Source organism: Streptomyces durhamensis, assembly GCF_000725475.1.
In the GTDB taxonomy this organism is placed as follows: Bacteria; Actinomycetota; Actinomycetes; order Streptomycetales; family Streptomycetaceae; genus Streptomyces; species Streptomyces filipinensis.
This window is the reverse complement of sequence record NZ_JNXR01000014.1, coordinates 85,369-107,649: the sequence shown is the minus strand read 5'-3', so window position 1 is coordinate 107,649 and position 22,281 is coordinate 85,369. Positions and strand designations below refer to the sequence as shown.

The 22,281-nt window shown below is 70.5% G+C and carries 21 protein-coding genes; 5 read left to right on the top strand and 16 right to left on the bottom strand.

All coding sequences use genetic code 11. The features are described from left to right. Positions 1 to 2: 2 nt before the first annotated feature. Positions 3 to 1,211, bottom strand: a complete 1,209-nt coding sequence (gene ftsY / locus IO33_RS0121225; protein WP_031167305.1) for a signal recognition particle-docking protein FtsY — start codon at positions 1,209 to 1,211, stop codon at positions 3 to 5. Positions 1,212 to 1,381: 170 nt separating this feature from the next. Here ftsY and IO33_RS0121220 point away from each other — a divergent pair, with 170 nt between their 5' ends. After that, positions 1,382 to 2,833, top strand: coding sequence for a cytosine permease (locus IO33_RS0121220; RefSeq protein WP_031167303.1), 1,452 nt, complete (start codon positions 1,382 to 1,384; stop codon positions 2,831 to 2,833). A gap of 10 nt (positions 2,834 to 2,843) precedes the next feature. Here the strand turns inward: IO33_RS0121220 and IO33_RS0121215 are convergent, their stop codons facing one another. Beyond that, positions 2,844 to 3,044: a hypothetical protein gene (locus IO33_RS0121215; protein ID WP_031167300.1), complete on the bottom strand. Its 201-nt coding sequence runs from the start codon at positions 3,042 to 3,044 to the stop codon at positions 2,844 to 2,846. A gap of 92 nt (positions 3,045 to 3,136) precedes the next feature. Here IO33_RS0121215 and IO33_RS0121210 point away from each other — a divergent pair, with 92 nt between their 5' ends. After that, positions 3,137 to 4,105, top strand: a complete 969-nt coding sequence (locus IO33_RS0121210; protein WP_031167298.1) for an LLM class flavin-dependent oxidoreductase — start codon at positions 3,137 to 3,139, stop codon at positions 4,103 to 4,105. A 12-nt stretch (positions 4,106 to 4,117) separates the two neighbouring features. On the opposite strand, the gene IO33_RS44355 is transcribed toward IO33_RS0121210, so the two are convergent. The 5 genes from IO33_RS44355 to IO33_RS0121185 form a co-directional block, all read right to left on the bottom strand. Further along, positions 4,118 to 5,443: a penicillin-binding transpeptidase domain-containing protein gene (locus IO33_RS44355; RefSeq protein WP_078963821.1), complete on the bottom strand. Its 1,326-nt coding sequence runs from the start codon at positions 5,441 to 5,443 to the stop codon at positions 4,118 to 4,120. Positions 5,444 to 5,599: 156 nt separating this feature from the next. Next, positions 5,600 to 7,018 (bottom strand): sugar porter family MFS transporter, encoded by a 1,419-nt coding sequence (locus IO33_RS0121200; protein WP_031167294.1) that lies wholly within the window; start codon positions 7,016 to 7,018, stop codon positions 5,600 to 5,602. A gap of 238 nt (positions 7,019 to 7,256) precedes the next feature. Then, on the bottom strand, positions 7,257 to 10,880 hold the full coding sequence (gene smc / locus IO33_RS0121195; RefSeq protein WP_031167292.1) for a chromosome segregation protein SMC: 3,624 nt from the start codon (positions 10,878 to 10,880) through the stop codon (positions 7,257 to 7,259). A gap of 256 nt (positions 10,881 to 11,136) precedes the next feature. Beyond that, positions 11,137 to 11,340, bottom strand: coding sequence for a hypothetical protein (locus tag IO33_RS0121190; RefSeq protein ID WP_031167290.1), 204 nt, complete (start codon positions 11,338 to 11,340; stop codon positions 11,137 to 11,139). Between the two features lie 382 nt (positions 11,341 to 11,722). Then, positions 11,723 to 12,004: an acylphosphatase gene (locus IO33_RS0121185; RefSeq protein ID WP_031167288.1), complete on the bottom strand. Its 282-nt coding sequence runs from the start codon at positions 12,002 to 12,004 to the stop codon at positions 11,723 to 11,725. A 181-nt stretch (positions 12,005 to 12,185) separates the two neighbouring features. On the opposite strand from IO33_RS0121185, the gene IO33_RS0121180 reads away from it, so the two are divergent. After that, the gene (locus IO33_RS0121180) at positions 12,186 to 13,334 is read left to right on the top strand and encodes a CAP domain-containing protein (RefSeq protein ID WP_031167286.1); all 1,149 of its coding nucleotides are present in this window, start codon (positions 12,186 to 12,188) and stop codon (positions 13,332 to 13,334) included. Positions 13,335 to 13,354: 20 nt separating this feature from the next. Here IO33_RS0121180 and IO33_RS0121175 read toward each other — a convergent pair whose 3' ends face one another. The 4 genes from IO33_RS0121175 to IO33_RS45970 form a co-directional block, all read right to left on the bottom strand. Beyond that, entirely contained in the window at positions 13,355 to 14,596 is a 1,242-nt protein-coding gene (locus IO33_RS0121175) for a tyrosine-type recombinase/integrase (protein ID WP_031167284.1), read from the bottom strand. After that, positions 14,596 to 14,790 (bottom strand): helix-turn-helix transcriptional regulator, encoded by a 195-nt coding sequence (locus tag IO33_RS0121170; protein WP_031167282.1) that lies wholly within the window; start codon positions 14,788 to 14,790, stop codon positions 14,596 to 14,598. Before IO33_RS0121170 ends, IO33_RS0121175 begins: the two co-directional genes overlap by 1 nt. Next, on the bottom strand, positions 14,787 to 16,205 hold the full coding sequence (gene repSA / locus IO33_RS0121165; protein WP_031167279.1) for a replication initiator protein RepSA: 1,419 nt from the start codon (positions 16,203 to 16,205) through the stop codon (positions 14,787 to 14,789). The genes IO33_RS0121170 and repSA overlap by 4 nt, the downstream gene beginning before the upstream one ends. A 220-nt stretch (positions 16,206 to 16,425) precedes the next feature. Then, positions 16,426 to 16,920, bottom strand: coding sequence for a hypothetical protein (locus tag IO33_RS45970; protein ID WP_051926880.1), 495 nt, complete (start codon positions 16,918 to 16,920; stop codon positions 16,426 to 16,428). A gap of 293 nt (positions 16,921 to 17,213) precedes the next feature. Between IO33_RS45970 and IO33_RS0121150 the strand changes: the two genes are divergently transcribed. Further along, positions 17,214 to 17,948, top strand: coding sequence for a GntR family transcriptional regulator (locus tag IO33_RS0121150; RefSeq protein ID WP_031167272.1), 735 nt, complete (start codon positions 17,214 to 17,216; stop codon positions 17,946 to 17,948). 247 nt (positions 17,949 to 18,195) lie between these two features. On the opposite strand, the gene IO33_RS0121145 is transcribed toward IO33_RS0121150, so the two are convergent. The 4 genes from IO33_RS0121145 to IO33_RS0121130 all read right to left on the bottom strand — a co-directional run bounded on the left by IO33_RS0121145 (position 18,196) and on the right by IO33_RS0121130 (position 20,910). Continuing rightward, the gene (locus IO33_RS0121145) at positions 18,196 to 18,786 is read right to left on the bottom strand and encodes a hypothetical protein (RefSeq protein WP_157857881.1); all 591 of its coding nucleotides are present in this window, start codon (positions 18,784 to 18,786) and stop codon (positions 18,196 to 18,198) included. A gap of 372 nt (positions 18,787 to 19,158) precedes the next feature. Further along, the gene (locus IO33_RS0121140) at positions 19,159 to 19,818 is read right to left on the bottom strand and encodes a hypothetical protein (protein WP_031167267.1); all 660 of its coding nucleotides are present in this window, start codon (positions 19,816 to 19,818) and stop codon (positions 19,159 to 19,161) included. Between the two features lie 40 nt (positions 19,819 to 19,858). Continuing rightward, entirely contained in the window at positions 19,859 to 20,068 is a 210-nt protein-coding gene (locus IO33_RS0121135; RefSeq protein WP_031167265.1) for a hypothetical protein, read from the bottom strand. Positions 20,069 to 20,325: 257 nt separating this feature from the next. Continuing rightward, on the bottom strand, positions 20,326 to 20,910 hold the full coding sequence (locus IO33_RS0121130) for a flavodoxin family protein (RefSeq protein ID WP_031167263.1): 585 nt from the start codon (positions 20,908 to 20,910) through the stop codon (positions 20,326 to 20,328). A gap of 119 nt (positions 20,911 to 21,029) precedes the next feature. Here IO33_RS0121130 and IO33_RS0121125 point away from each other — a divergent pair, with 119 nt between their 5' ends. After that, positions 21,030 to 21,440 carry a winged helix-turn-helix transcriptional regulator gene (locus IO33_RS0121125; RefSeq protein ID WP_031167261.1) on the top strand — a complete coding sequence of 137 codons (411 nt, stop codon included), beginning with the start codon at positions 21,030 to 21,032 and terminating at the stop codon, positions 21,438 to 21,440. On the opposite strand, the gene mutM is transcribed toward IO33_RS0121125, so the two are convergent. Continuing rightward, on the bottom strand, positions 21,413 to 22,273 hold the full coding sequence (gene mutM, locus IO33_RS0121120) for a bifunctional DNA-formamidopyrimidine glycosylase/DNA-(apurinic or apyrimidinic site) lyase (protein WP_031167258.1): 861 nt from the start codon (positions 22,271 to 22,273) through the stop codon (positions 21,413 to 21,415). The genes IO33_RS0121125 and mutM overlap by 28 nt on opposite strands. Positions 22,274 to 22,281: the final 8 nt, after the last annotated feature.

The following is a 22,281-nucleotide window of genomic DNA, read 5'->3' as shown; positions in this document are numbered from 1 at the left end:
GCTCAGTCACCGATCAGCGCGTCCACGAACGCCTCCGGCTCGAACGGCGCGAGATCGTCCGCGCCCTCGCCGAGTCCGACCAGCTTGACCGGCACGCCCAGCTCGCGCTGGACCGCGACGACGATGCCGCCCTTGGCGGTACCGTCCAGCTTGGTCAGCACGATGCCGGTGATGTCCACGACCTCGGCGAAGACGCGGGCCTGCACCAGGCCGTTCTGCCCGGTGGTGGCGTCCAGCACGAGCAGCACCTCGTCCAGCGGCGCGTGCTTCTCCACGACCCGCTTGACCTTGCCGAGCTCGTCCATGAGGCCGGTCTTGGTGTGCAGGCGGCCGGCGGTGTCGATGAGGACGACGTCGACCCCCATCTCCTTGCCCTCCTTGACCGCGTCGAAGGCCACGGAGGCGGGGTCGCCGGCCTCGGGCCCGCGCACGGTGTAGGCGCCGACCCGCTCGCCCCAGGTCTGCAGCTGGTCGGCGGCGGCGGCCCGGAAGGTGTCGGCGGCGCCGAGGACGACGGTCCGGCCGTCGGCCACGAGCACCCGGGCGAGCTTGCCGGTGGTGGTGGTCTTGCCGGTGCCGTTGACGCCGACGACCATCACGATGCCGGGCTTGCGGTCCTCGGGCTCGGTCTTGACCGTGCGGTCGACGTCGGTGCCGACCAGCTTGAGCAGCTCCTCGCGGAGCAGACCGCGCAGTTCCTCGGGGGTGCGGGTGCCGAGGACCTTCACGCGCTCGCGCAGCCCCTCGACCAGTTCCTGGGTGGGCTGCACGCCCACGTCGGCGGTGAGGAGCGTGTCCTCGATCTCCTCCCAGGTCTCGTCGTCCAGATGCTCACGCGAGAGCAGCGTGAGCAGGCCCTTGCCGAGGGCGTTCTGGGAGCGGGACAGACGGGCGCGCAGCCGGACCAGCCGGCCCGCGGTGGGCTCCGGGATCTCGAGTTCGGGAACCTCGACGGCGGGGCCACTCGGAGGCTCCTCGACGACGACCGCGGGGCCGCCCGGGAGATCCACCTCCTCGATCGTCCGGCGCGGTTCGTCGCGCGGCGTCTCGGCCTCGTCGCCGACGTGCGGCTCGGCCGGGGGCGCGGTGATGTCGGGCGTCCTGGGGGGCGGCGGAGGCAGCGGCTTCCGGCGCCGGCTGCCCACGATCAGCCCGCCGAGCGCGCCGAGCACGACCACGGCGATGACTACAGCAAGGATGACGGTTTCCATAACTCGTCCAGTATCGGCCATGGGTGACCGCGAGAGGCTGTTTGTGGCTTCCTCTGAGAGACAAACACCACTTAAAGCGAGGAGTCGGAGCAAAGTACGATGGTGGCGGCTCGGTTGACGCGCGTAGAGTCCCGAGCGTTCCCTGTCCCCCCACGTCTGGCCCCTTTTCCATGAGTAAAACCGTCGAGACCGAGGGCGCTCTCGAGACCCGTGGCATCGAGCAGGTCCCGGATCACGAGCGCACCGCGAAGACCCGTGAGCTGTTCCCCACCTGGGTCGGCGCCAACATCAGCGTGCTGCTGCTGACCATGGGCGCGAGCCTCGTCGTGGCGTACCACCTGGACATCTGGCAGGCGCTCGTCGTCGCGGTGGCCGCACCGGTCGTGTCGTACGGCCTGGTCGGACTGATCGGCATCGCCGGCAAGCGGGGCGGCGCGCCCGGCATGGCGCTGTCGCGGGCGGTGTTCGGCCAGCGCGGCAACCTGCTGCCCGGTTCGCTGATCTGGGTCGCCCGCTGGGGCTGGGAGACGATCAACGCGGTGACCGGCGCCTACGCCATGCTCACCATCCTGGACATCGTGTTCGGCCTGAAGGCGAACAGTGTGCTGGACATGGTGATGCTGCTGGTGTTCGTCGTTTCGACCTTCGCGATCTCCGGGCTCGGCATCAACGCCGTGCAGAAGTGCAACAAGTACGCGACCTATTTCTTCGGCGTCTTCTCGGTGCTGGTCCTGGTCTACCTGGTGGCGAACACCGACTGGTCGAAGGTGCTGCACCACGGTGGCGGCTCGACGGCCGCGGTGATCACCGGTGTCGGCATGATCGCGGCGGGCGGTGTCAGCTGGATCCCGTCCGCGCCGGACTTCACCCGCTACCTGCCGCGCACGGCGTCCTCGAAGGCGATCGTGGGCACGGCGGTCGGCGGCGCGGGCGTCGTCGTCCTGCCCATGGTCCTCATGGGCGCGGTGATGGCGGTGTCCACGCCGGACCTGGCCTCGGCCACCGACCCGGTGTCCTTCCTCGGCGAGATCCTGCCGACGTGGATCGCGGTGCCGTACCTGTGCATCGCGCTGATCGGCATGCTGCTGATCAACTCGATGTCGATGTACTCGGCGGGCTTCACCGCGCAGACCCTGGGCTTCAAGGTGCCGCGGCACTGGGCGGTCTCGGTGAACGCGGTGATCTCGCTGATCTTCGGCGGTGTGCTGATGCTGGTGGCGACGAGCTTCATGGGCTCGTTCATCGCCTTCCTCTCGCTGCTCGCGGTCGCCTTCTCCGCGTGGGTCGGCGTGTTCGGCGCGGACATGCTGCGCCGCACCGAGTACGACGGCCGGGCCATGTCGGACACGACCCGCACCAGCGCTTACTGGTACAAGGGCGGCTTCGCCCCCTCGGCCGTCGCCGCCTGGGCGATCGGCCTGGTCTCCGGCCTGATGTTCACGACCTCGGACTGGTTCACCGGCCCGCTCGCGAAGAACAACGTGATCGGCGAGTACGGCCTCGGCTGGGTGGCCACGATCGTGATCTCGGGCCTGCTGTACACCGTCCTGCCGAAGCCGGCGGTCGTCACCCCCGCGCGGGCCGCGGAGTCCGCCGAGGAGAAGGCCCCCGCCGCCGTCTGAGCGAGCGGCGTCAGCCGGACAGACCGTTCTCGTGCAGGGCCGCGCCCGCCGGGAAGCGGAGGCGGGCGCAGCGGTCCGTCGCCTCCTCCTCGGCGTCGGCCGGGCAGCAGCAGTGCCGGGCCGGCCGGCGCAGGTCGTCCGGGTCGAGCCACAGCGCGACCCGTCCCCGGTCGGCCTCCGCCCGCGGGTCCGTGGGTACGGCTTCGGTCATGCCGCGAGCCTGCCTCCCGCCCCTCCATGGAAATCTGACGCCACGTCAGCTACCGTCCCCCTCCACCGCATCGCACCGGAGGGGGACTTCCCATGCCCGTCACGGTCGTCCGTTTCAATCTCGTCGCCCCCGGCGCCGCCCCCGCAGCCCTCTCGGCCCGCTACCGGGCCGCCCTGGAGATGACCGGGTACGCGGACGAGCACGGGATCAGCACCGTGCAGACCGAGGAGCACCACGGTGCCGCGAACAACTGGCTGCCTTCGCCGTTCGCCTTCGCGGGCGCGGTGTTCGGGGCGACCCGCCGGATCGCGGTGACCGTGTCGGCGGTGATCGGGCCGCTGCACGACCCGCTGCGGCTGGCCGAGGAGATCGCCGTACTGGACCTGCTGAGCGGCGGGCGGCTGGTGACGGTGGCCGGGATCGGCTACCGGCCCGAGGAGTACGCGCTGTTCGACGTCGACTGGAAGCGCCGGGGCCGGCTGCAGGACGAGCTCCTGGAGACGCTGCTGAAGGCGTGGACCGGCGAGGAGTTCACGTACCGGGGCCGTACGGTACGGCTCACCCCGCGCCCGTGCACCGATCCGCACCCCCTCCTCCTGGTCGGCGGCTCCTCGAAGGCCGCCGCCCGCCGGGCCGCCCGGCTCGGCCTGCCGTTCTTCCCGAGCGCGCATCTGCCGGAGCTGGAGGCGTACTACAAGGAGAAGCTCACCGAGTACGGCACCGAGGGCTGGGTGATGATGCCCGCCGAGGAGACTCCCCTGCTGCACGTCGCCGAGGACCCGGACCGGGCGTGGGCGCACTACGGTGAGCACTTCCTGCACGAGGCCCGGACGTACGCCTCCTGGCAGTCGGGGCAGATCCGCTCGGCGGTGCGGTCGGCGGCCTCGACGGTGGAGGAGCTGCGGGCGGAGGGCGTGTACCGCATCCTCACGCCGGAGCAGTGCGTGGCCCAGGGCCTGGACAGTCTCGTCCTGCATCCGCTGGCGGGCGGGATGCCGGTGGAGGAGGGGTGGCGGAGCCTCAGGCTGTTCGCGGAGCGCGTGGTGCCGCGGCTCGGCTGACGCCGGACGCGGTCAGGACAGCGCCCCGGCGATCCGCCCGGCGACCTGCTCCGCTCGCTGAGCGCCGTCCCCGCCGGACCGCCTCACGTAGACGGCGATGCTGACGGTCCCGCCGTCGGCCTGTCGTACGCACGTGGTGAGCCAGGACCCGGCATCGTCGCCGCCCCGGACCGCCGTGGCCGTCAGGACGGACCGCAGTGCCTGCGCCGTGCGGCGGGAGACGGCCTGCCCGGACCGGTCGCCCGACGCCCCGGGCCGCTCCGTGCGGCCGTCCGCCTTCTCCACCCGGTCCACCAGGCGTGGGGTCACGAGCCGGCCGCCGTCGGCGAGGGACGCCGTGATCCGCGCCATCTCCACGGGGGTGGCGGCGACGCCCCCGCCCCCGTCGCCCGTCCGGGCCAGCTGCGCCCCCGACAGCGCCTGAGTGGGATAGGCGCTCTCGTTCGCCCGGAGGGGGGTCAGCAACTTCTCGTCGTTGAAGCCGAGCTTCTCGGCCGTCGAGCGGAGCGCGGACCGGCCCACGTCGAGCGACATCCTGGCGAAGACGTTGGCGCAGGAGTACCGCAGAGCCGTACGGATGGTCGCGTTCTCGCACCGCGGGTCGTCGCCGGTCACGGTGTCCGCCGTGCCGGGCAGGGCGAACGTCAGGGGACTCTTCGTGGCGTCGTCCACGCCTGTGTACAGCCCCCGTTCCAGAGCGGCGGCGGCGACCACGACGTGGAACGTCGCCCCGGGGGCGGCGGTCAGGCGCAGGGCGCGGTTGAGCAGGGGGTCGGGCTTCTGTCTGATCAGGGTCTTCCAGGCCGTCTCGTCCCGGAGGGTGTTGCCGCTGAACGTCCCCGGGTCGTAGGACGGCGTGCTCACCAGGGCGAGCAGCTTCCCGGTCCGGGTGTCGAGGGCGACGGCCGCCCCCTCGCGGTCGCCGAGTGCGTCGAACGCCGCTTTCTGTACGCCGGGGCGGATGGTCGTCACGACGTCGCCCGACGGGCCGCCGGACTTCAGCCCGGCGGACAGGACGTCGTCGTAGACGGCCTCCAGTCCGGTCCGGTAGAAGGCCATGGACCGGTACCCCGTGACCGGGGCGTAGAGCGCGCCGTCCGTGTAGGTGCGCCGGTAGGGGACCTTGGCGATGCCCGAGGGTTCGGATCCGGTGACCGCTCTGCCGCCGACGACGATGTTCCCCAGGCCGCGGCTCGACGACAGCCGCGAAGCCGGCCCGGCACCGGACTTCCCCGCCGGGCCGCCCCCCTGTCCGTGGCCGCCGCAGGCCGTCGCGGACACCGCGAGCGCGACGGCGAGTCCCGCGGCCAGGACCGGCTTTTCGATCTTCGTATGCATGGCGGACACCCTAGAAGAGGTGGCCGCCGGGCCGGGCGGAAAACCGCCGCCCCCGGACCGGGCAGTGGCCGGTGCGGGGGCGGCGGGGGGTACGAGGAGAGGGGCAGCGGGGTCTTGGGCCCCTTCTCCTCGGTCTCGGGGGGCTGTCCGTGCGGGTCAGCCCATCTCCTCCAGCGCCTTGCCCTTCGTCTCCTTGACGAACTTCAGGACGAACGGGATGGAGAGCGCGGCGAAGACCGTGTAGATCACGTAGGTGCCGGAAAGGTTCCAGTCGGCCAGCGACGGGAAGCTCGCGGTGATGGCCCAGTTGGCGATCCACTGCGCGGAGGCGGCCACGCCGAGGGCGGCGGCGCGGATCTTGTTCGGGAACATCTCGCCGAGGAAGACCCAGACCACCACGCCCCAGGACAGGGCGAAGAAGAGGACGAAGATGTGCGCGGCGATCAGGGCGGTCCAGCCCTGGGTGCTCGGGAGCTTGCCGTCGACCAGGTGGTAGCTGAAGGCCCAGGCCTCCAGCGCGAGACCGACGGCCATGCCGACCGAGCCGATGAGGGCGAGCGGCTTGCGGCCGACGCGGTCCACGAAGATCATCGCGATCACGGTGCCGACGATGTTGATGATCGACGTCGTGAAGGAGTAGAAGAACGAGTCCGTCGGGTCGACACCGACCGACTGCCACAGCGTCGAGGAGTAGTAGAACGCGACGTTGATGCCGACGAACTGCTGGAAGACCGACAGGCCGATACCGACCCAGACGATCGGCTTGAAGAAGAAGCCACCACCGAGCAGGTCCTTGAAGGCGGACTTGTGCTCGCTCGTCATGGCGTGCTCGATCTCGGCGACGCGCGCGTCCAGGTCGACGCCCTCGCCCTCGACCTCGGCGAGGATCTCCTTGGCGCGCTCACGCTTGCCGACGGAGAGCAGGAAGCGCGGGGACTCGGGGATCGCGAAGGAGAGCAGACCGTACAGGACGGCCGGGATGACCATGACGCCGAGCATGACCTGCCAGGCCTCCAGGCCCATCAGGTGGCCGCGCTGGTCGCCGCCGGCCGCGTTCAGCAAACCCCAGTTGACCAGCTGGGAGATGGCGATGCCGACGACGATCGCGGCCTGCTGGAAGGAGCCGAGACGGCCGCGGTAGGCGGGCGGGGCGACCTCGGCGATGTAGGCCGGGCCGATGACGGAGGCCATGCCGATGGCGAAACCGCCGACGACGCGCCAGAAGGCGAGGTCCCACAGCGCGAAGGGCAGCGCGGAGCCGACGGCGCTGATCGTGAACAGGACGGCGGCGATCTGCATACAGCGGATGCGGCCGATCCGGTCGGCTATGCGGCCGGCCGTGGCGGCGCCGACGGCACAGCCGATCAGGGCGATCGCGATGACCTGGGCGAGGGCCGCGGAGCCGATGTCGTACTTGCCGCGGATGGCCTCGACCGCGCCGTTGATCACGGAACTGTCGTAGCCGAAGAGGAAACCGCCCATCGCGGCGGCTGCCGCGATGAAGATGACGTGCCCGAGATGTTCGGGATGAGCCGTACCGGCTCCTGACTGAGGTGCCTGCGCTGTGCTGGTCACGTAAATCTCCTCGGGCCACGGCAGCGCTGCCGCGGGTGGGGGTGATCCCATCCAGGTATCCAGTGGCGCATAGGGACACGCCGCTCACACCTGAAGGTAAAAGCAACGTTGCAGAGACTATGCCTTCAAGTTTCGAAGTCAATAGTTCAGCTGCTGTGAGTTTTGAGATACACCAAGCCACTCAGCGTTCAAGAAGTGAACACCGAGTCAGTTGATCTTGTTCGGGATTCCGCATACGTCAGCGGAGGCGCTGGGAGATGACCTTGGACACGCCGTCGCCCTGCATGGAGACGCCGTAGAGCGCGTCGGCGACCTCCATCGTGCGCTTCTGGTGCGTGATCACGATCAGCTGCGAGGCCTCCTGCAGCTCCTGCATGATCCGGATCAGCCGCTGCAGGTTGGTGTCGTCCAGCGCCGCCTCGACCTCGTCCATGACGTAGAACGGGCTAGGCCGGGCCTTGAAGATCGACACCAGCAGCGCGACGGCCGTGAGCGAACGCTCACCGCCGGAGAGCAGGGAGAGCCGCTTGACCTTCTTGCCCGGCGGGCGCGCCTCGACGTCCACACCCGTGGTGAGCATGTTGTCGGGGTCGGTGAGGACGAGCCGTCCCTCGCCGCCGGGGAACAGCCGGCTGAAGACGCCCTCGAACTCCCGGGCCGTGTCCCGGTAGGCCTCGGTGAAGACCTGTTCGACGCGCTCGTCGACCTCCTTCACCACCTGCAGCAGGTCGGCCCGCGTCTTCTTCAGGTCCTCCAGCTGCTCGCTGAGGAACTTGTGCCGCTCCTCCAGCGCCGCGAACTCCTCCAGTGCCAGCGGATTGACCTTGCCCAGCTGCTGGTACGCCCGCTCGGCCGCCTTGAGCCGTTTCTCCTGCTCGGCCCGCACGAACGGACGCGGCTGGTTGCGCGGGTGATCCGGGTCGTCGGGCAGCTGCTCGCCGTCGGCGGCGGGCGAGGGCGGCACGGGCTGGTGCGGACCGTACTCCGCCACCAGTCCCGCCGGCTCGACACCCAGTTCCTCCAGCGCCTTGGTCTCCAGCTGCTCGATCCGCAGCCGTTTCTCGGCGCCGAGTACCTCGCCGCGGTGCACCGAATCCGTCAACTTGTCGAGTTCGGCCTTCAGTTCGCGTCCGGCGGTGCGCGCGGCGGTCAGCTCCTGCTCGCGCCGGGCCTTGGCGGCCTCGGCGGCGGCGCGTTCCTGTTCGGCGCGGGCGAGGGACACCTCGATGTGCGCGAGCAGCTGCCGGGCACCGGCGGCGACGGCCCCGGCGACGGCGGCCTCGTGCCGCAGCCGGGCGCTGCGCTGCTCGGCACGCGCGCGTGCCTCGCGTTCCGCGCGCGCCGCCCGGTCCAGGGAGTCCGCCCGTCCGGCGAGCCCCTTGACCCGTTCCTCGTGGGTACGGACCTGGAGGCGGGCCTCCATCTCGGTCTGGCGGGCGTTGGCGCCGTCGGCGGCGAGCCGGTCCCGCACGGAGGTGTCCGGCTCCTCCTCGACCGGCATCTCCTCGGCGACCGCGAGCCGCTCGGCCAGCTCCTCGGCCTCCTGTACGGCCTTCTCCAGCGCCTCTTGCGCGCGCGCCGCCGCCGCGGCCGACCGCTCGGCCTCCCCGGCGGCGCCCCGCGCCTGTCCGGCGAGCCGCCCCAGCTGCTGGGCCACGGCCGACTTCTCCCGGTCGGCTGCGCGGCGGCGCTCCCCCAGTTCCTCGACGTGCGCCGCGGCCTGGCCGCGGCGCACGGCCGCGGTCTGCTGTGCCTCGGCCAGGTCGGCGCAGCGCACCGCCAGTCCGGCCAGCTCGGCCGCGGCCTCGTCGACGGAGGCCTGCACCTCCAGCAGGCTGGGGGCGCCGGCCGATCCGCCGTGCGCGAAGTGGGCGCCCAGGAGGTCGCCCTCCGCGGTGACGGCGGTCAGTTCCGGGTGCGCGTAGACGAGGTCCTCGGCGTCCTCCAGGGTGCCGACGACCACGATCTTCCGCAGGAGGCGGCGGACGGCGGGGAGGAGTTCGGCGGGGCCGCGGACCAGGTCCGCGGCGAAGCGCCCACCGGGGGGCGCCGTGGGAGCCGGTTCGGCGGCCGTGGGTGCGTCCTGGCCTGCCGCGCCGGCCTCCGCGCCCCGGTGGGGCGCTGCCCCGGACGTCGTCTCCACGGGCCCCGCCAGCAACAGTGCCGCCCGGCCGCCGTCCTGCTTGCGCAGGAGTCTGATCGCCTCCGCCGCCGATGCCGGAGTCGTCACGGCGATCGCGTCCGCCGCCGCGCCGAAAGCCGCGGCCAGCGCGACCTCGTGGCCGGGCGTGACCGTCAGCAGCTCCGCCGCCGGGCCGAGGACTCCGGTGAGCCGGTCGCGGGCGGCGAGCAGTATTCCGGTGCCGTCCTTGCGGCGCAGGCCCAGGGCCAGGGCCTCGTGACGGGCCTGGGTCGCGGCGCGGCCGCGCTCGGCCGCGGTGAGCGCCTCGCGGGCCGCGCTCAGGGCGGCCTCGGCCTCGGCGAGCTGCCGTTTGGCCGCCTCGTGCCGCTCGGCCAGGTCGGCGTCGTCCGCGTCGAGGCCGTCGACCTCGGCCTTGAGCGCCTCGTACTCCTCCTGGGCCCCGACGGCACGTTCCTGCGCCTCGTCGCGGGCGGTGGCCAGGCGGTCGATCTCGGCCTGGGCGGAGGCCGCGCGGGAGCGGGCCGCGTTGACCTGCCCGGACAGCCGGGCCAGGCCCTCGCGGCGGTCGGCGATGGCCCGGGCCACGTCCTTCAGCCGGCGTTCCTCGACCGCCAGCTCCCGTTCCAGTTCGGCCCGGTGGGCGACGGTGTCGTCGAGGGCGTGCTGGGCCGCCTCCAGGGCCGCCTCCAGCTCGGCCTCCTGCTCGCGGATGCGGGCGGCCTCGCGCTCCAGGTCCTCCGGGTCGCGGCCGCGCCGCTCCTCGGGGGGCGCCGATGTGGCGCTCGTCACCCGGGCGTCGGCCAGCGAGACGGTGCCGCGCACACGTTCGGCCAGCTGGGACAGTTCGTACCAGGTCTGCTGGGCGCGCTGGAGGCGCGGCGTGAGCTGCCGTACCTCGTCCTCCAGCAGGCCCTCGCGGTGCAGGGCCCTCTTCAGCTCCTGCTCGGCCGTCTCCTTGCGCTCCTTCAGGGCCGCCTCGTCGGCGACCTCGGCCGTGAGGGCTTCGCGCAGCCGTACCAGGTCGTCGGCGAGCAGGCGCAGGCGTGCGTCCCGGAGGTCGGCCTGGATGACGGCGGCCCGGCGGGCCACCGCCGCCTGCCGGCCCAGGGGTTTGAGCTGGCGGCGCAGTTCGTCCGTCAGATCCTGCACGCGCGCGAGGTTGGCCTGCATCGCGTCCAGCTTGCGCAGCGCCTTCTCCTTGCGCTTGCGGTGCTTGAGGACGCCCGCGGCCTCTTCGATGAAGGCGCGGCGGCCCGTCGGGTCCGCGTGCAGGACGGAGTCGAGCTGGCCCTGCCCGACGATGACGTGCATCTCGCGGCCGATGCCGGAGTCGGAGAGGAGTTCCTGGATGTCGAGGAGGCGGCAGGTGTCGCCGTTGATCTGGTACTCGCTGCCGCCGTTGCGGAACATGATCCGCGTGATGGTGACCTCGGCGTACTCGATGGGCAGCGCGCCGTCGGAGTTGTCGATGGTCAGGGACACCTCGGCGCGGCCCAGCGGCGGACGGCCGGTGGTGCCGGCGAAGATGACGTCCTCCATCTTGCCGCCGCGCAGCGACTTGGCGCCCTGCTCGCCCATGACCCAGCTGAGCGCGTCCACCACGTTGGACTTGCCCGAGCCGTTCGGTCCGACGACACAGGTGATGCCCGGTTCGAACCGGAGCGTGGTCGCCGAGGCGAACGACTTGAAGCCGCGGAGGGTCAGGGCCTTGAGGTGCACGCCGCCGGACTCTACCGGGCGCCGCTATCTCACTCCATGAACCCTCGCAACCGCGCGGTTTCGCCATTGAACATGCAGGGCACACCGTACGTTAAAGAAGGTGAAAGAATGCGCGGGGGAAAGAAAGAAGGGACGCCGAGGCGTCCCTTGCAACTCTGGTGCAACTCTGGCGGCCGGGTCTCGGCCGCCCGATCAACTGAGCGGTTGATACGGCAGCCCGATCGCTGCGACTGCTGTTGTGGAGCTGATGCAGTGATCAGGTGAGCGCAGGCTCCGCCTGGTGTGCGTCGATGCTCTCCATGATCCTGTCCTGAGAGGCGGCAGCCGACAGCGCTTCGTTCTCCGCCTGGATCCTTACGAGCTCGGACTCCAGGTCCTGTACACGCTGCTGCAGCCGTCGCATCTCGGCGAGGAGTCGAGGGTCGGAGCCGCCGACGTAACCGAGAAGCGCCTTTGCCATGATGGATGGTCCTCCACACTGAGTGACCGACCGATGCGGTGTGGGTCGTGAGGGATTTCGCACCCGCGGTGCTTGGCACATTCGGGTGTTGCTCTGCTGTTGCTCCATGCCAAACAGCTAAGGTGCGCGGGGCTTTCAGCGTCTCACCAAAAAGTTTGACGGTCAACACGATCACGCCCTGTATTGGCGGGCAAACCGGGGCGCGCGGCCGGAAAAGCGGCGGCGCTGCGACTCACCCGGAGCCCTCAGGGCGTGACGATCAGCAGTACCAGCGGAGCCTGCCATGCTGGGCCGTTCTTGGCAACCACCAGGTCGTTTCCGCTTCCGCAGGCGCTCGCGGCAGCTCGCCGCACGCCGGGCCGCGCGCCCCCGCGGATCCGTCTCAGCGGATGGCGAAGCCGTCGTAGCCGCCGCGAGGTGTGTCCCAGATCTCCGTGACTCCGTCCACCCGCCCGGGCGTGTCGTCGCCCTGGAGCCAGTCGAGGAGCCCCTCGCAGCCCTCCCGGGCCCCCTCCGCGACCACCTGGACCCGGCCGTCGGCCAGATTGAGAGCAAAACCACTCAGGCCGCCGATCTCCAGCGCCTTGGCACGCGTGAACCAGCGGAAACCCACACCCTGCACGCGTCCGCGCACCCAGGCGACCAGTCGAACATCCTCGCTCATGGGGGCAACCTAACCGGCCGGTGTCGCTCAGCACACATCGTCCTCCGGCGGCATGGGGTACCGTCCCGAGCCAATGCATCTCATATGAAACTCACTCGATCGAGTGAGTCGGGTTGGCCAGAAGGAGTCACTCGCCGCGCAGGCTCCGGGCCGACCGCGAGGACGAGAAGAGGGCAGGGACATGGGACGCCACCGACGCATCGCCGCCGGCCGCGCCGCCTCGGGCCGCGCCACGGAGGGCATACGTACGGAGCGCTCCGGCACCGGCAGCGGGGACCCTCAGCACTGGTACGGGGGCCGGGCGCCCAGGGGCATCGCGCCGTATCTGAACCCGGAGGCCTACGCCGAGGAGACCGCCAAGGCCCACGCCTATCTGTTCGCGGCGGGCGACGAAGGCCCGGCGGCGGAAGGCTCCGCGGGCGGCGGCTTCCCGCCGGCCGGCGACCCCTCCCCCGGCCCCCGGCGCCGGAAGAGGGCCGGAAAGCCGGTCCGCACGGGCCTGCTCGGGGTGTCCGCGGCCGTCGCCCTCGGTACGGCCGCGGTGGCCACGGGCGTGGTGCCGGGTCTGCAGAACTACAAGCTCGGCGGCACCACGGAGACCGCCGGCGGCGAGCGGGCGCAGGCGGCGGGCACGCCGAGCAACACGGCCGCGGAGCAGGGCGGCACCTCGGGCAGCGCCGACACCGCAGAGCACGGCACGGGCAGCGGCACCGGCACCGGCACCGGCCGGAACCCGGTGGGCCCGGAGTCCCCGCGCCCGTCCGTCTCCGCGTCGGCGTCGAAGTCGGTCTCCCCCACGCCCGGCCCGTCGAAGGCCGCGTCCGAGAAGCCGGCGCCGACCACCACGCCGTCCCGGCGGAAGACGACCCCCACCCCGCCGGCCGCGGCGACCAAGTCACCCAAGACGCCGAAGAAGCCCACGGCGAGTTCCGCACCGGTGACCGTCTCGGCGCGGGCCGCCGCCGAGGCGGAGGTGCTCAAGCTGGTCAACCAGGAGCGGGCGAAGGTCGGGTGCAGCCCGCTGGCGGCGAACTCCTCGCTGACCCGGCTGGCCGAGTCGTTCAGCGACGACATGGCGGCGCGCGACTTCTTCGACCACACGGACCCCAACGGCAAGACGCCGTGGGACCGGGCCGCGGCGGCCGGCGTCACCGACCTCGGCGGCGAGAACATCGCCCGCGGCCAGGCCGACGCGGCGGCCGTGGTGCAGGCCTGGATGAACAGCCCCGGCCACCGCGCCAACATCCTGAACTGCGACTTCAAGACCCTCGGAGTCGGCGTCCACTTCGGCCCGGGCGGCCCTTGGTGGACCCAGGACTTCGGCTACTGAGATAGCCGCAGGTCAGACGGCTAAGCACCCTCATGGGCCGTGTCCGGGCCGTCAATCGCGGGTTCCTCGTCCGCGAAGACGCGATCCACGGCGGCCCGGGTCCTGGTCCCGCTCGACGGCATCAGGTGCGTGTACGTCCGCAGCGTGAAGCCGGGGTCGTGGTGGCCCAGGTACTCACTCAGAGCCTTGATGCTCTCCCCCGCGTCCAGGAGCACCGAGGCGTAGAAGTGCCGCAGCGCGTGCATGCCGTTGTCCCGCCCGGTCTCGACGCCCACGGCCCGAAGTGCCGGCCGCCATACGCGGTCGTTGAAGCGGTTCCGATCCAGCGAAAGCCCCATGGGTCCGGTGAAAATCAGCGATGCCGTGACGGGCGGACCGTCGAGGGTCTTCCACGGCAGCGTGATCCTCGCGGCCGGGTGGTGCTTGAGGTGAGCAGCCAGCGCGAAGGCGACGGACTCAGGCAGAGGGACCTCACGCTCCTTGCCACCCTTCGGCGGAGCGAACACCGGCCGGGACAGCCGCAGTAGCTTGACCTGACGTACGACGTGCACCACTCCCCCGAGGAAGTCCACGTCTTCCACGGCCAGGCCGAAGGCCTCACCCTGACGCAGACCGCATCCGGCCGCGACGTTTACGAGGGCTTGGTAGCGGTCCGGCAGTGCCGAGCGCACGGCCATGATCCGTTCGGCAGGCCACGGCTTGACCTTGCGAGGCTCCAGGCGCGGCGCGCGCACAGACCGAGCGCTGCACGGGTTGGTCCGGATGATCCGGTCCTCGACGGCAGCGGTGAAGACCGTGGAGACATGAGCGAAGATGCCGCGCCGGTACCCGGCGGAAAGCCCACGATCCTCCAGGGTCCGCAGCCAGAGCCGAAGGTGCGACGGGGTGAACGACGCCAACGGCCGCGTGCCCAGGTACGGGATCGCGTGCAGCCGCAGACGACTTTCCACGGATTCGCGGGTCAGCGGGTCCGTGATCTGCGTGGCCATCCACTCTGTGGCGTACTGCTCGAACGTGACCTTGCCAGCGTCGGGGTCGACGTAGTCGCCGCGCGACATGTCGGCCTCGATGTTGGCCAGCCACTGTTCCGCCTTGCGCTTCTGCTTGTCCGGGAAGCTCTTGGACTTCTCGGACCCGTCCGGGCCGACGTAGCGAGCCCGGTAGCGGAGGCCGACACCATGGCGTTCGGTCTTCACCCTGCAAGGCTTGCCGTCCGGCCCGGCCTCCGTCTTGAACCAGCGGTCTTGGATGTGCCCGGCCATCAGGCGGCCCCTTCCATCAGGGACTCGACCCAGGCGCGCACGTCTTCCGGGTCGAAGCGAAGATGCCGGCCGACTCGGAAGCCACGGGGGCCGGTGCCCTTGCGCCGCCACTGGTAGACGGTCTCAACCGGCACGCCGAGCAGGTCAGCGACGTCGATCGGCGTCAGGTAGCGGGAAGGCAGCGGGCGCTTCATGCGCACACCTCCCAGTCGTCCAGTTCTGCCAGGGCTTCGCGCGCTGTCACTCGGTTCAGTCGGATGTCTCGGGCGATCGTGGCGGCGAGCCAGGATTCGCCGGGGGTGTGGCCCTGTCCGGCATACGTCCAGTGGGCGAGCACGAGCGTGGTGCCCTCCGTGTCATCGAGGTCTTCGGAGAGCCCGCGTTCGCGGCGTTCCTGCCGGGCGCGGTAGTCAGCGCGGACCTGGCGCAGGGCGCCGAGGGTGGTGGAGTAGCGGCGGGACTTGGTGGAGAAGTGCCCGCGGAAGCCGAGCATGTGTGCCCAGCGGGACAGCAGCCGTTCCGGGTAGTCGCCGTCCAGGTTCCAGCAGGCTTCGATCAGGCGCCGGGTGTGCGCGGGCAGCGGCAGCCGATCGAGTTCGGACAACTCCCCGATCCGATGATCCACGGTGCCTGTGGTCTCGGCGGCTTTCGTGGCGTACTTGGCCACGTAGGAGGCTACGGCCTGTTCGGTCAGTTCCTCCTGACCGAGGGCCCCGATGGGCTGCACGTCGACCTGGGAGCCCCACCGCAGAGTGCGTGCCGGGTGGTCACCGGAGGCGGGGACCGGGACGGAAGCGCGAGCGGCGGCACCCTTGATGGCGCCGTCCAGGAGCGCGACCGTGGCCCATGCCGGCGGAGCCGTGTCCGGGCCGTTGGGGCCGTCGAGCCGCACCACCGCGTGGAAGTGCACGGAGCCGCGCTTCTGGAACTCGGCGACCTTGCCGAAGGAGACCCGGCACACCTTCCGTAAGGCCGTCTGCGTCAGGCCCGCACGAGCGGCAATCTCACGGCGGAGGTAGATGGTGAAGCGCCGCCACAGGTCCCCGGCAAAGTTGTTCCACAGCACCGCGCCCTCGTAGTCGTACCGGTCCGGGTCCAAGGCCGTGCCCAGGCGCGGGTCATCCTCGGCGTGGGAGCTCCCGCAGCGGCAGCGGCCGGAGTCGGGCCGGTTGTGTACCGGGCCGAACGACGGGGCGGTCAGCGTGGCGAAGACGCGAGGGTGATCCCGCACGGTGTCGGGCACGTCCTTGCTTTCATCGCCGGTGATACCGGCCCGGATCAGGTGGTAGGTGTCCCCGGCGTACGTCCAGGCGCAGGCCGGGCAGCGGGAGGCCCGCCGGTTGCCGCAGGCGACCCGGAGCATGCCGCCCGGCTCCTGCTCGGTGCTGTAGGAGTACAGGACGCCCCCGGCCTTGGCGTCGCGGGTGACCGTCTCGCCCCGCAGCCGGATCGGGTTCGCGCAGCCGCCGGTACGGCGGATCTGTTCCTGCCAGCGGTCGAAGCCCGGCGAGTTCGCCACCCGAAGCAGGTCGGCCAGGGTCAGGGGGTCGGTGCCCAAAGAGGCCGCAGCACCGGCCACGGCCTCAGGGGCGACGGGAAAGACCGTCACGCGGCCACCCCCAGGACCACGGTCGAAGCGACAGGCGCCGGGGCCGAGGCAGCCGAGCCGAAGGCAGGGTCGGCCGGGCAGATCCGGTCACCGTCGTGGGTCAGGACGCTCAGCCCGTCCACCGATACCCGGACCCAGCCGGGCGCGTGAGCACGGCAACCGGGGCACGTGGCCGGGCGATCCAGCACTTCCAGCAGATCCAGGCAGGAAGGGAAGACGCTCATGCCGTCACCGCCTCCGGACGCCGGGTGATGCGGCCCTCGGGGTTGTGTCCGGGGCAGCTGCGGGCCGTGCGGGTGGTCGGGTCGTCCGGGTCGAGGCACTCGCCGATCCAGCCGGCACCACCGCAGCGGCACGCGCCCTCGACCTCCGGGCGACCCGCCCGGTCCTTGGCGGCCTGCGTCATGGGGTAGTCGGCCCAGACCGTGAAGGAGGAGGCGAGGCGTTCGGCGCGGTCCCACCGTCGCTCGTTGGGGAACCGGCGCTGGTGGGCCTGGTCCTGTTCCTGCGTGGTCAGGTCGGCCAGCCAGAGCAGCCGGTAGCCGTAGGCGTAGGCGGCCGAGCGGCGAACCTCAGCAAGGCCGAGCCGGGCAACGCCCTGGAGAATCCAGGCCAGCACCGTGGTCTCGTTGCCGGGGCGCATCAGGAAGCGCAGCGGCATGTCCGAGGCATACAGCGCCACGGCCCGTTCCAGGTTGGACAGGTTCGCGATCACGGAGACGGCCTCTGTGGATCGCTGAGCGGGTACAGCAGGCGAAGCAGTCAGCGTTGCAGGCATGATGGAAGCTCCCTTCGAGGGACACGAGGGGCGACGCGTCTGCTTGGCGGTAGGGCGTCGCCCCTTCTTGCTGCTCCAGGAGTCGTAACCTCCCTAGGGAGATTGAAGCCAACCTCCCTAGGGATGTCAACGACGGAAACAAGCCGTGCGACGGCGAGTCGGCGCATCTATGGATGCGTTAGGGTGGGGTATCACGAACCACCCTAGGGAGCCTGAGGAGCAGAGAGGTCATGCCCGAGACTGCGCGGCAGATCGCCGACGATCTCCGGGCGCGAATCGAGTCCGGTGAACTGACACCGGGAGATCGGTTGCCCGGCGAGCCATCACTTGTCCGGACGTACGGCGTCGCCAAGATGACCGCTAACCAAGCGCTCAAGATCCTCGTCAGCGAAGGTCTGGCTGTCGCACGGCCAGGCTCAGGCACCTACGTCAGGGAGTTCCGGCCGATTCGGCGTGTAGCGAATGACCGACTGGCCAAGTCTCGGTGGTCCGCAGGCCAGTCCATCTGGTCCGCAGACGTTGCCCAGCGACCGCTCGTCACTGACGTGCAGGTTTACGAGACAGAGGCCCCCCACCAGGTGAGCCGTTGCCTGAACCTGGAGCCGGGCGCACCGGTCATCGTCCGCAGCCGCAAATTCGTGGTCGAGGATCGGCCTGTCCAGATGGCCACGTCCTACCTGCCCGCAGAACTCGTCCGAGGTACTGCCATCACGCAAGAGGACACCGGCCCGGGAGGAAGCTATGCACGGCTTGCCGAACTCGGGGCCGAGCCGGTGCGCTTCAGCGAGGAGCTGCGGGCACGCATGCCCAGCGAGGATGAACGAACGGCTCTCGGGCTGACTCCGGGGACGCCAGTGGTTGAGATCTGCCGTATCGCGTACACCGCCGAGGACCGACCGGTCGAGGTCAATCAGATGCTCTTGGATGCTGGCTCTTACGTCCTTGAGTACCGACTGAGCAGCTGAGTCCTCAGCCCGTTACAGGTTTCTCTACCTCATCAAGCACCGGTCGTCGCTTCGCTCCTCCGGGCGGGCGCGGGCGGCCGGCGGCGCCCGCGCTCATGTCTCCGCCCCGCTCGGCACCGGATCATGGCCCCAACGTCGTGCTTTACCGGGCAGGTCCACAGACTGCCCGACGCGCCGGAAGCTTACGGGGCCATGATCACTCGCGCCAAAGCAGCTCCCGGCCAAAGTCGCTACGCCGACCGCTCGGTCAAGTGGCGACTTCACGATCCAGCGCCGTACTCGCTTGCAGGAGAAAGTCTCGAACGCTTCGCTCTAGCTGCTTGAGCTTGTCGGGAAACGCCGAAGTGTCATAGGCAACGATCGAGTCCCCTACGTTGTCAGATAGGCGATTGAAGCTCTGCATGATCCTGAAGGGGGCAACGAGCTCACCGGACAGTTCCGTGGCCTTGGTCACGAAAGGTTCGAGATGCGCCGGTCCGTCCAGGATCACGTGTCGGCCGGAGCGACTGACTTCGTCAGCCAGCTCGATCGCACGGGGTATGTATCCCTCCTTGAACTCGCTGCTCAGCAGGTAGGAGACAGGATCTGCCCCTTCCGTACCTGGTGCCCGCGACGAATCGAGGACGCGCCCAAAGGTGACCCAAGGCTGAAGATGGTCATGAAGTGCGGCGACAGCAGAGGAGAAGGCGTCGTAGGAGGATCTACGCGGCTCCCTCCGTTCCCGGAGGGACTCGACGCGCATCTGCATCTTGGCTAATGACCTTGAGGTCCAGCCCGTCACGATCGTGCCCAAGGTTCCTACTGCCGCGCCCAGTACGGCAGCTATACCAGCGTCCATGGTGACCATGATGCCGCCAGCATCATGTAGCCCTGGGCCGTCTCGGGGCCGTTGAAGGACGCTCAACGACGACCAACGCTGACAACCACCGACAGCTAAGTCGCAGGTCGCAGCGTTGATCAATTACACGGCCGCAGGTCACAGACCCGGCCCTTCACTTCTTCGGCTACTGAGCACTCCGCAGGTCAGCGCCCAGCCTCGGGAGGCGCTCAGTGAATAGCCCGTGACGGATGGCACCGAGGGCCCCCCGCGCTGTCGCCCGGCCGGGCCGTCCCGGGGGCGCAGGAGGGTGCTCGACCGCGACCGACGCCGGCCACCGGCGACAGCCGGGTCGCAGGTGGCAGCGTTGGTCCAGGACGCCCGGCCCGAGGGTCAGCCGACGCAGCCGGGGACGGGGGTCGGGCTGGTGGCGCAGTTGTTCGGGGTGTTGGACGCGACCCGGGTGCCGATCAGCGCCACGGTGCCGCCGTTGTTGTAGATGCCGCCGGGGTTCGTGCCGCCCGCGTGGTTGTTGCTGACGTTGCTGGCGGTCAGCGTGGAGGTTCCGCCGCTCACGGCGGGGACGCCGTTGGCGAGTCCGCCGCCGCCGTTCGTCCCGGTGTTGTCGATGATGTTGGTCAGGTTGACCTTCAGCGTGCCGATGTTGGCGATGCCGCCACCCACGTTGTCGGCCGTGTTCCCGTTGATCTGGGAGAACGCCACGCTCACCGTGCCGTCGTTGACGATGGCGCCGCCGTTCTGGGACGCGGTGTTGCCCGCGAAGGCGGTCAGGTTCACCGTCGTCACGGAGCCGCTGAAGTCGCTGATGCCGCCGCCGAAGCTGGCGTGGTTGTTCCGGACGACGGAGCTGCTGAGGTTCAGGGTGCCGTTGCCGGTGACGACGATGGCGCCGCCGGCGCCGTTCTGGACCGAGCTGCCGGTGGCGTCGCCGTTGGTGAGCTGGATCGCGCGCAGGGTCAGGTTGCCGCCGTTGACGGTGAGGAGACGGAACGTGCCGGAGGCACGGGTGATCGTGGCACCGTTGCCGTTCATGACGATCTGCGAGGTGATGGCGGGCAGTTCGCTGGTCAGCTCATAGGGGCCAACCGGGCGCCAGGTTGAGCGTGTCGCTCCCGGGCTGGGTGTTGGCGGTGGTGATGGCACTGGCCAGCGCACCCTCGCTGCAGGACACGGCGATCGTGGCGGCCGAGGCCCCGGGAGCCAGCGCGATGGCGGCGAGTGTGGCGGCAGTGCCCATGAAGAGCACCTGGGCGGTCCGGACAAGGGACTTACGCGTGAGCATGTCACTCCTTTGAGGTCGCGACCGCCACGAGCGTCGGGCCGGCCGAAGGAGTCGTGCGGCGGCGCGGGCACGTTGGCGAGCGAGGTGTGCCCCGACACGCCGCCGGGTGTCACGGGTCCCCCTCCGGATCTACGCTTTATAGCCCTCCGCGGCACGTCCGATGGGGCAACCGGCGACCGCAGCATGCCGACGGCCGGCGCCGGTCACCGCCGTCGGTCGAGTCGGCGGTGACCGGCGCCGGCCGGTCCAGGGTTCGCTCAGGCGGCGGCCCGTCCCCGGGCGAAGACCTTCGCCGTCTCGGTGACCCGGCGGCCGAGGTGCTCGGCGGTGGCGACGTCCGCCTTGTGGACGCCCTCGGGGCCCTCGTCGTTGTTGCTCTGGGCGGCGGCGCCGGCGAAGAAGCCGAGGCGGTTGAGGTCGTTCTCGGATGCGGTGCTGGCGTTCCAGCCGGGGAGCAGGCCGAGGTTCACCCAGGTCATGCCGTGCTGGGCGGCGAGCGTCTGGAAGAACTGCAGGGTGTGCAGCTTGTCGCCGCTCTTGGAGGCCGAGTTGGTGAAGCCGGCGGCCAGCTTGTCCTTCCAGTCCTGGCCGAACCAGCGCTTGGAGGTCGCCTCGGCGAAGACATGGAAGGCACCGGAGGCGGTGCCCATGTAGGTGGGCGAGCCGAAGACGATCGCGTCGGAGCGGTCCAGCGTCTCCCACTGCTCGTCGGTGATCTCGTCGACCTTGATCAGGTGCACCTCGGCACCCGCGTCGGCGGCCCCGGCACGGACGGCCTCGGCGAGGACGGCGGTGTGGCCGAAGCCGGAGTGGTAGGCGATGGAAACGACAGGGGTGGTCACAGAGGCTCCTCGAACGGGTGGGCTCGGATGGGCAGCTCAAGAGCAGTGACTTCAGGAAAGCACTAACCTCTAGTTAGTGCAAGCTAGTGGTTAGCGCTGCGCCCGCGTACCCTTGCCTCATGACCGCCACCACCCCGGACCAGGACGACCAGGCGTACGATGACCTGGCCTACAACGTCTTCGCCAAGTCCTGCCCGTCCCGCGGCACGCTGGAGCACGTCACGGGCCGCTGGGGCGGACTGACGCTCGGCGCGCTGTACGAGGGCTCGCTGCGCTTCAACGAGCTGCGCCGCCGCGTGGACGGGGTGAGCGAGAAGATGCTGTCCCAGACGCTGCACGCGCTGGAACGCGACGGTCTGGTGCACCGCGAGGCACAGCCGACGAACCCGCCGCGCGTGGACTACGAGCTGACCCCGCTGGGCCGACAGGTCACCGAGCGTCTGCTGGCGCTCATCCACTGCGTGGAGGGCGCCATGGACGACGTCCTCGCGGCACGCGCGCGTTACGACGAGACGCGCGGCGCCCTCTGACACTTCGGGCAGAAGTAGCTGGAGCGGTTCATCCAGGGGCGCCGGCGCATGGGCGTACCGCACCGCTTGCAGGGCAGCCCCTCGCGGCCGTAGGCGTCCAGGGACCGGTCGAAGTAGCCCGACTCGCCGTTGACGTTGACGTACAGGCTGTCGAAGCTGGTGCCGCCGACCGCGAGGGCCGCGTTCATCACGTCCCGGACATGGCCGAGGAGCGCCGTCGTGACCGGGCGGGTGAAGTTCACCGTGGGGCGCTCGTAGTGGATGCGGGAGCGCCACAGCGCCTCGTCCGCGTAGATGTTGCCGACCCCGCTGATCAGCGACTGGTCCAGCAGGGCGCGCTTGATGGTGGTCCGCTTGCGGCGCAGTGCCTGGTGGAAGGCCTCGTCGTCGAACAGCGGATCGAGGGGGTCGCGGGCGATGTGCGCGATGACGTCGGGCAGGCCGTCGGGGGTGTTGTCGTGCAGCGACAGCCCGCCGAAGGTGCGCTGGTCGACGAACCGGAGCTCGGTGCCCAGGGAGTCGGCGAACCGGACCCGGATGCGCAGGTGCTTCTCGTCCGGCGTCCGTACGGGCTGCACCAGCAGCTGGCCGCTCATGCCGAGGTGGGCGAGGACGGACTGGTTGGTCTCCTCCAGCGGCAGCCACAGGTACTTGCCGCGGCGGCTGGGGGTGCCGATGTGGTGGCCCTTGAGCCGGTGCGCGAAGTCGTCCGCACCCGCGATGTGCCGGCGCACGGCGCGCGGGTGCAGCACCTCGACCTCGGCGACGGTGCGGTGGGCGACCCAGCGCGCGAGGCCACGCCGGACGACCTCGACCTCGGGCAACTCGGGCATGGGACCCC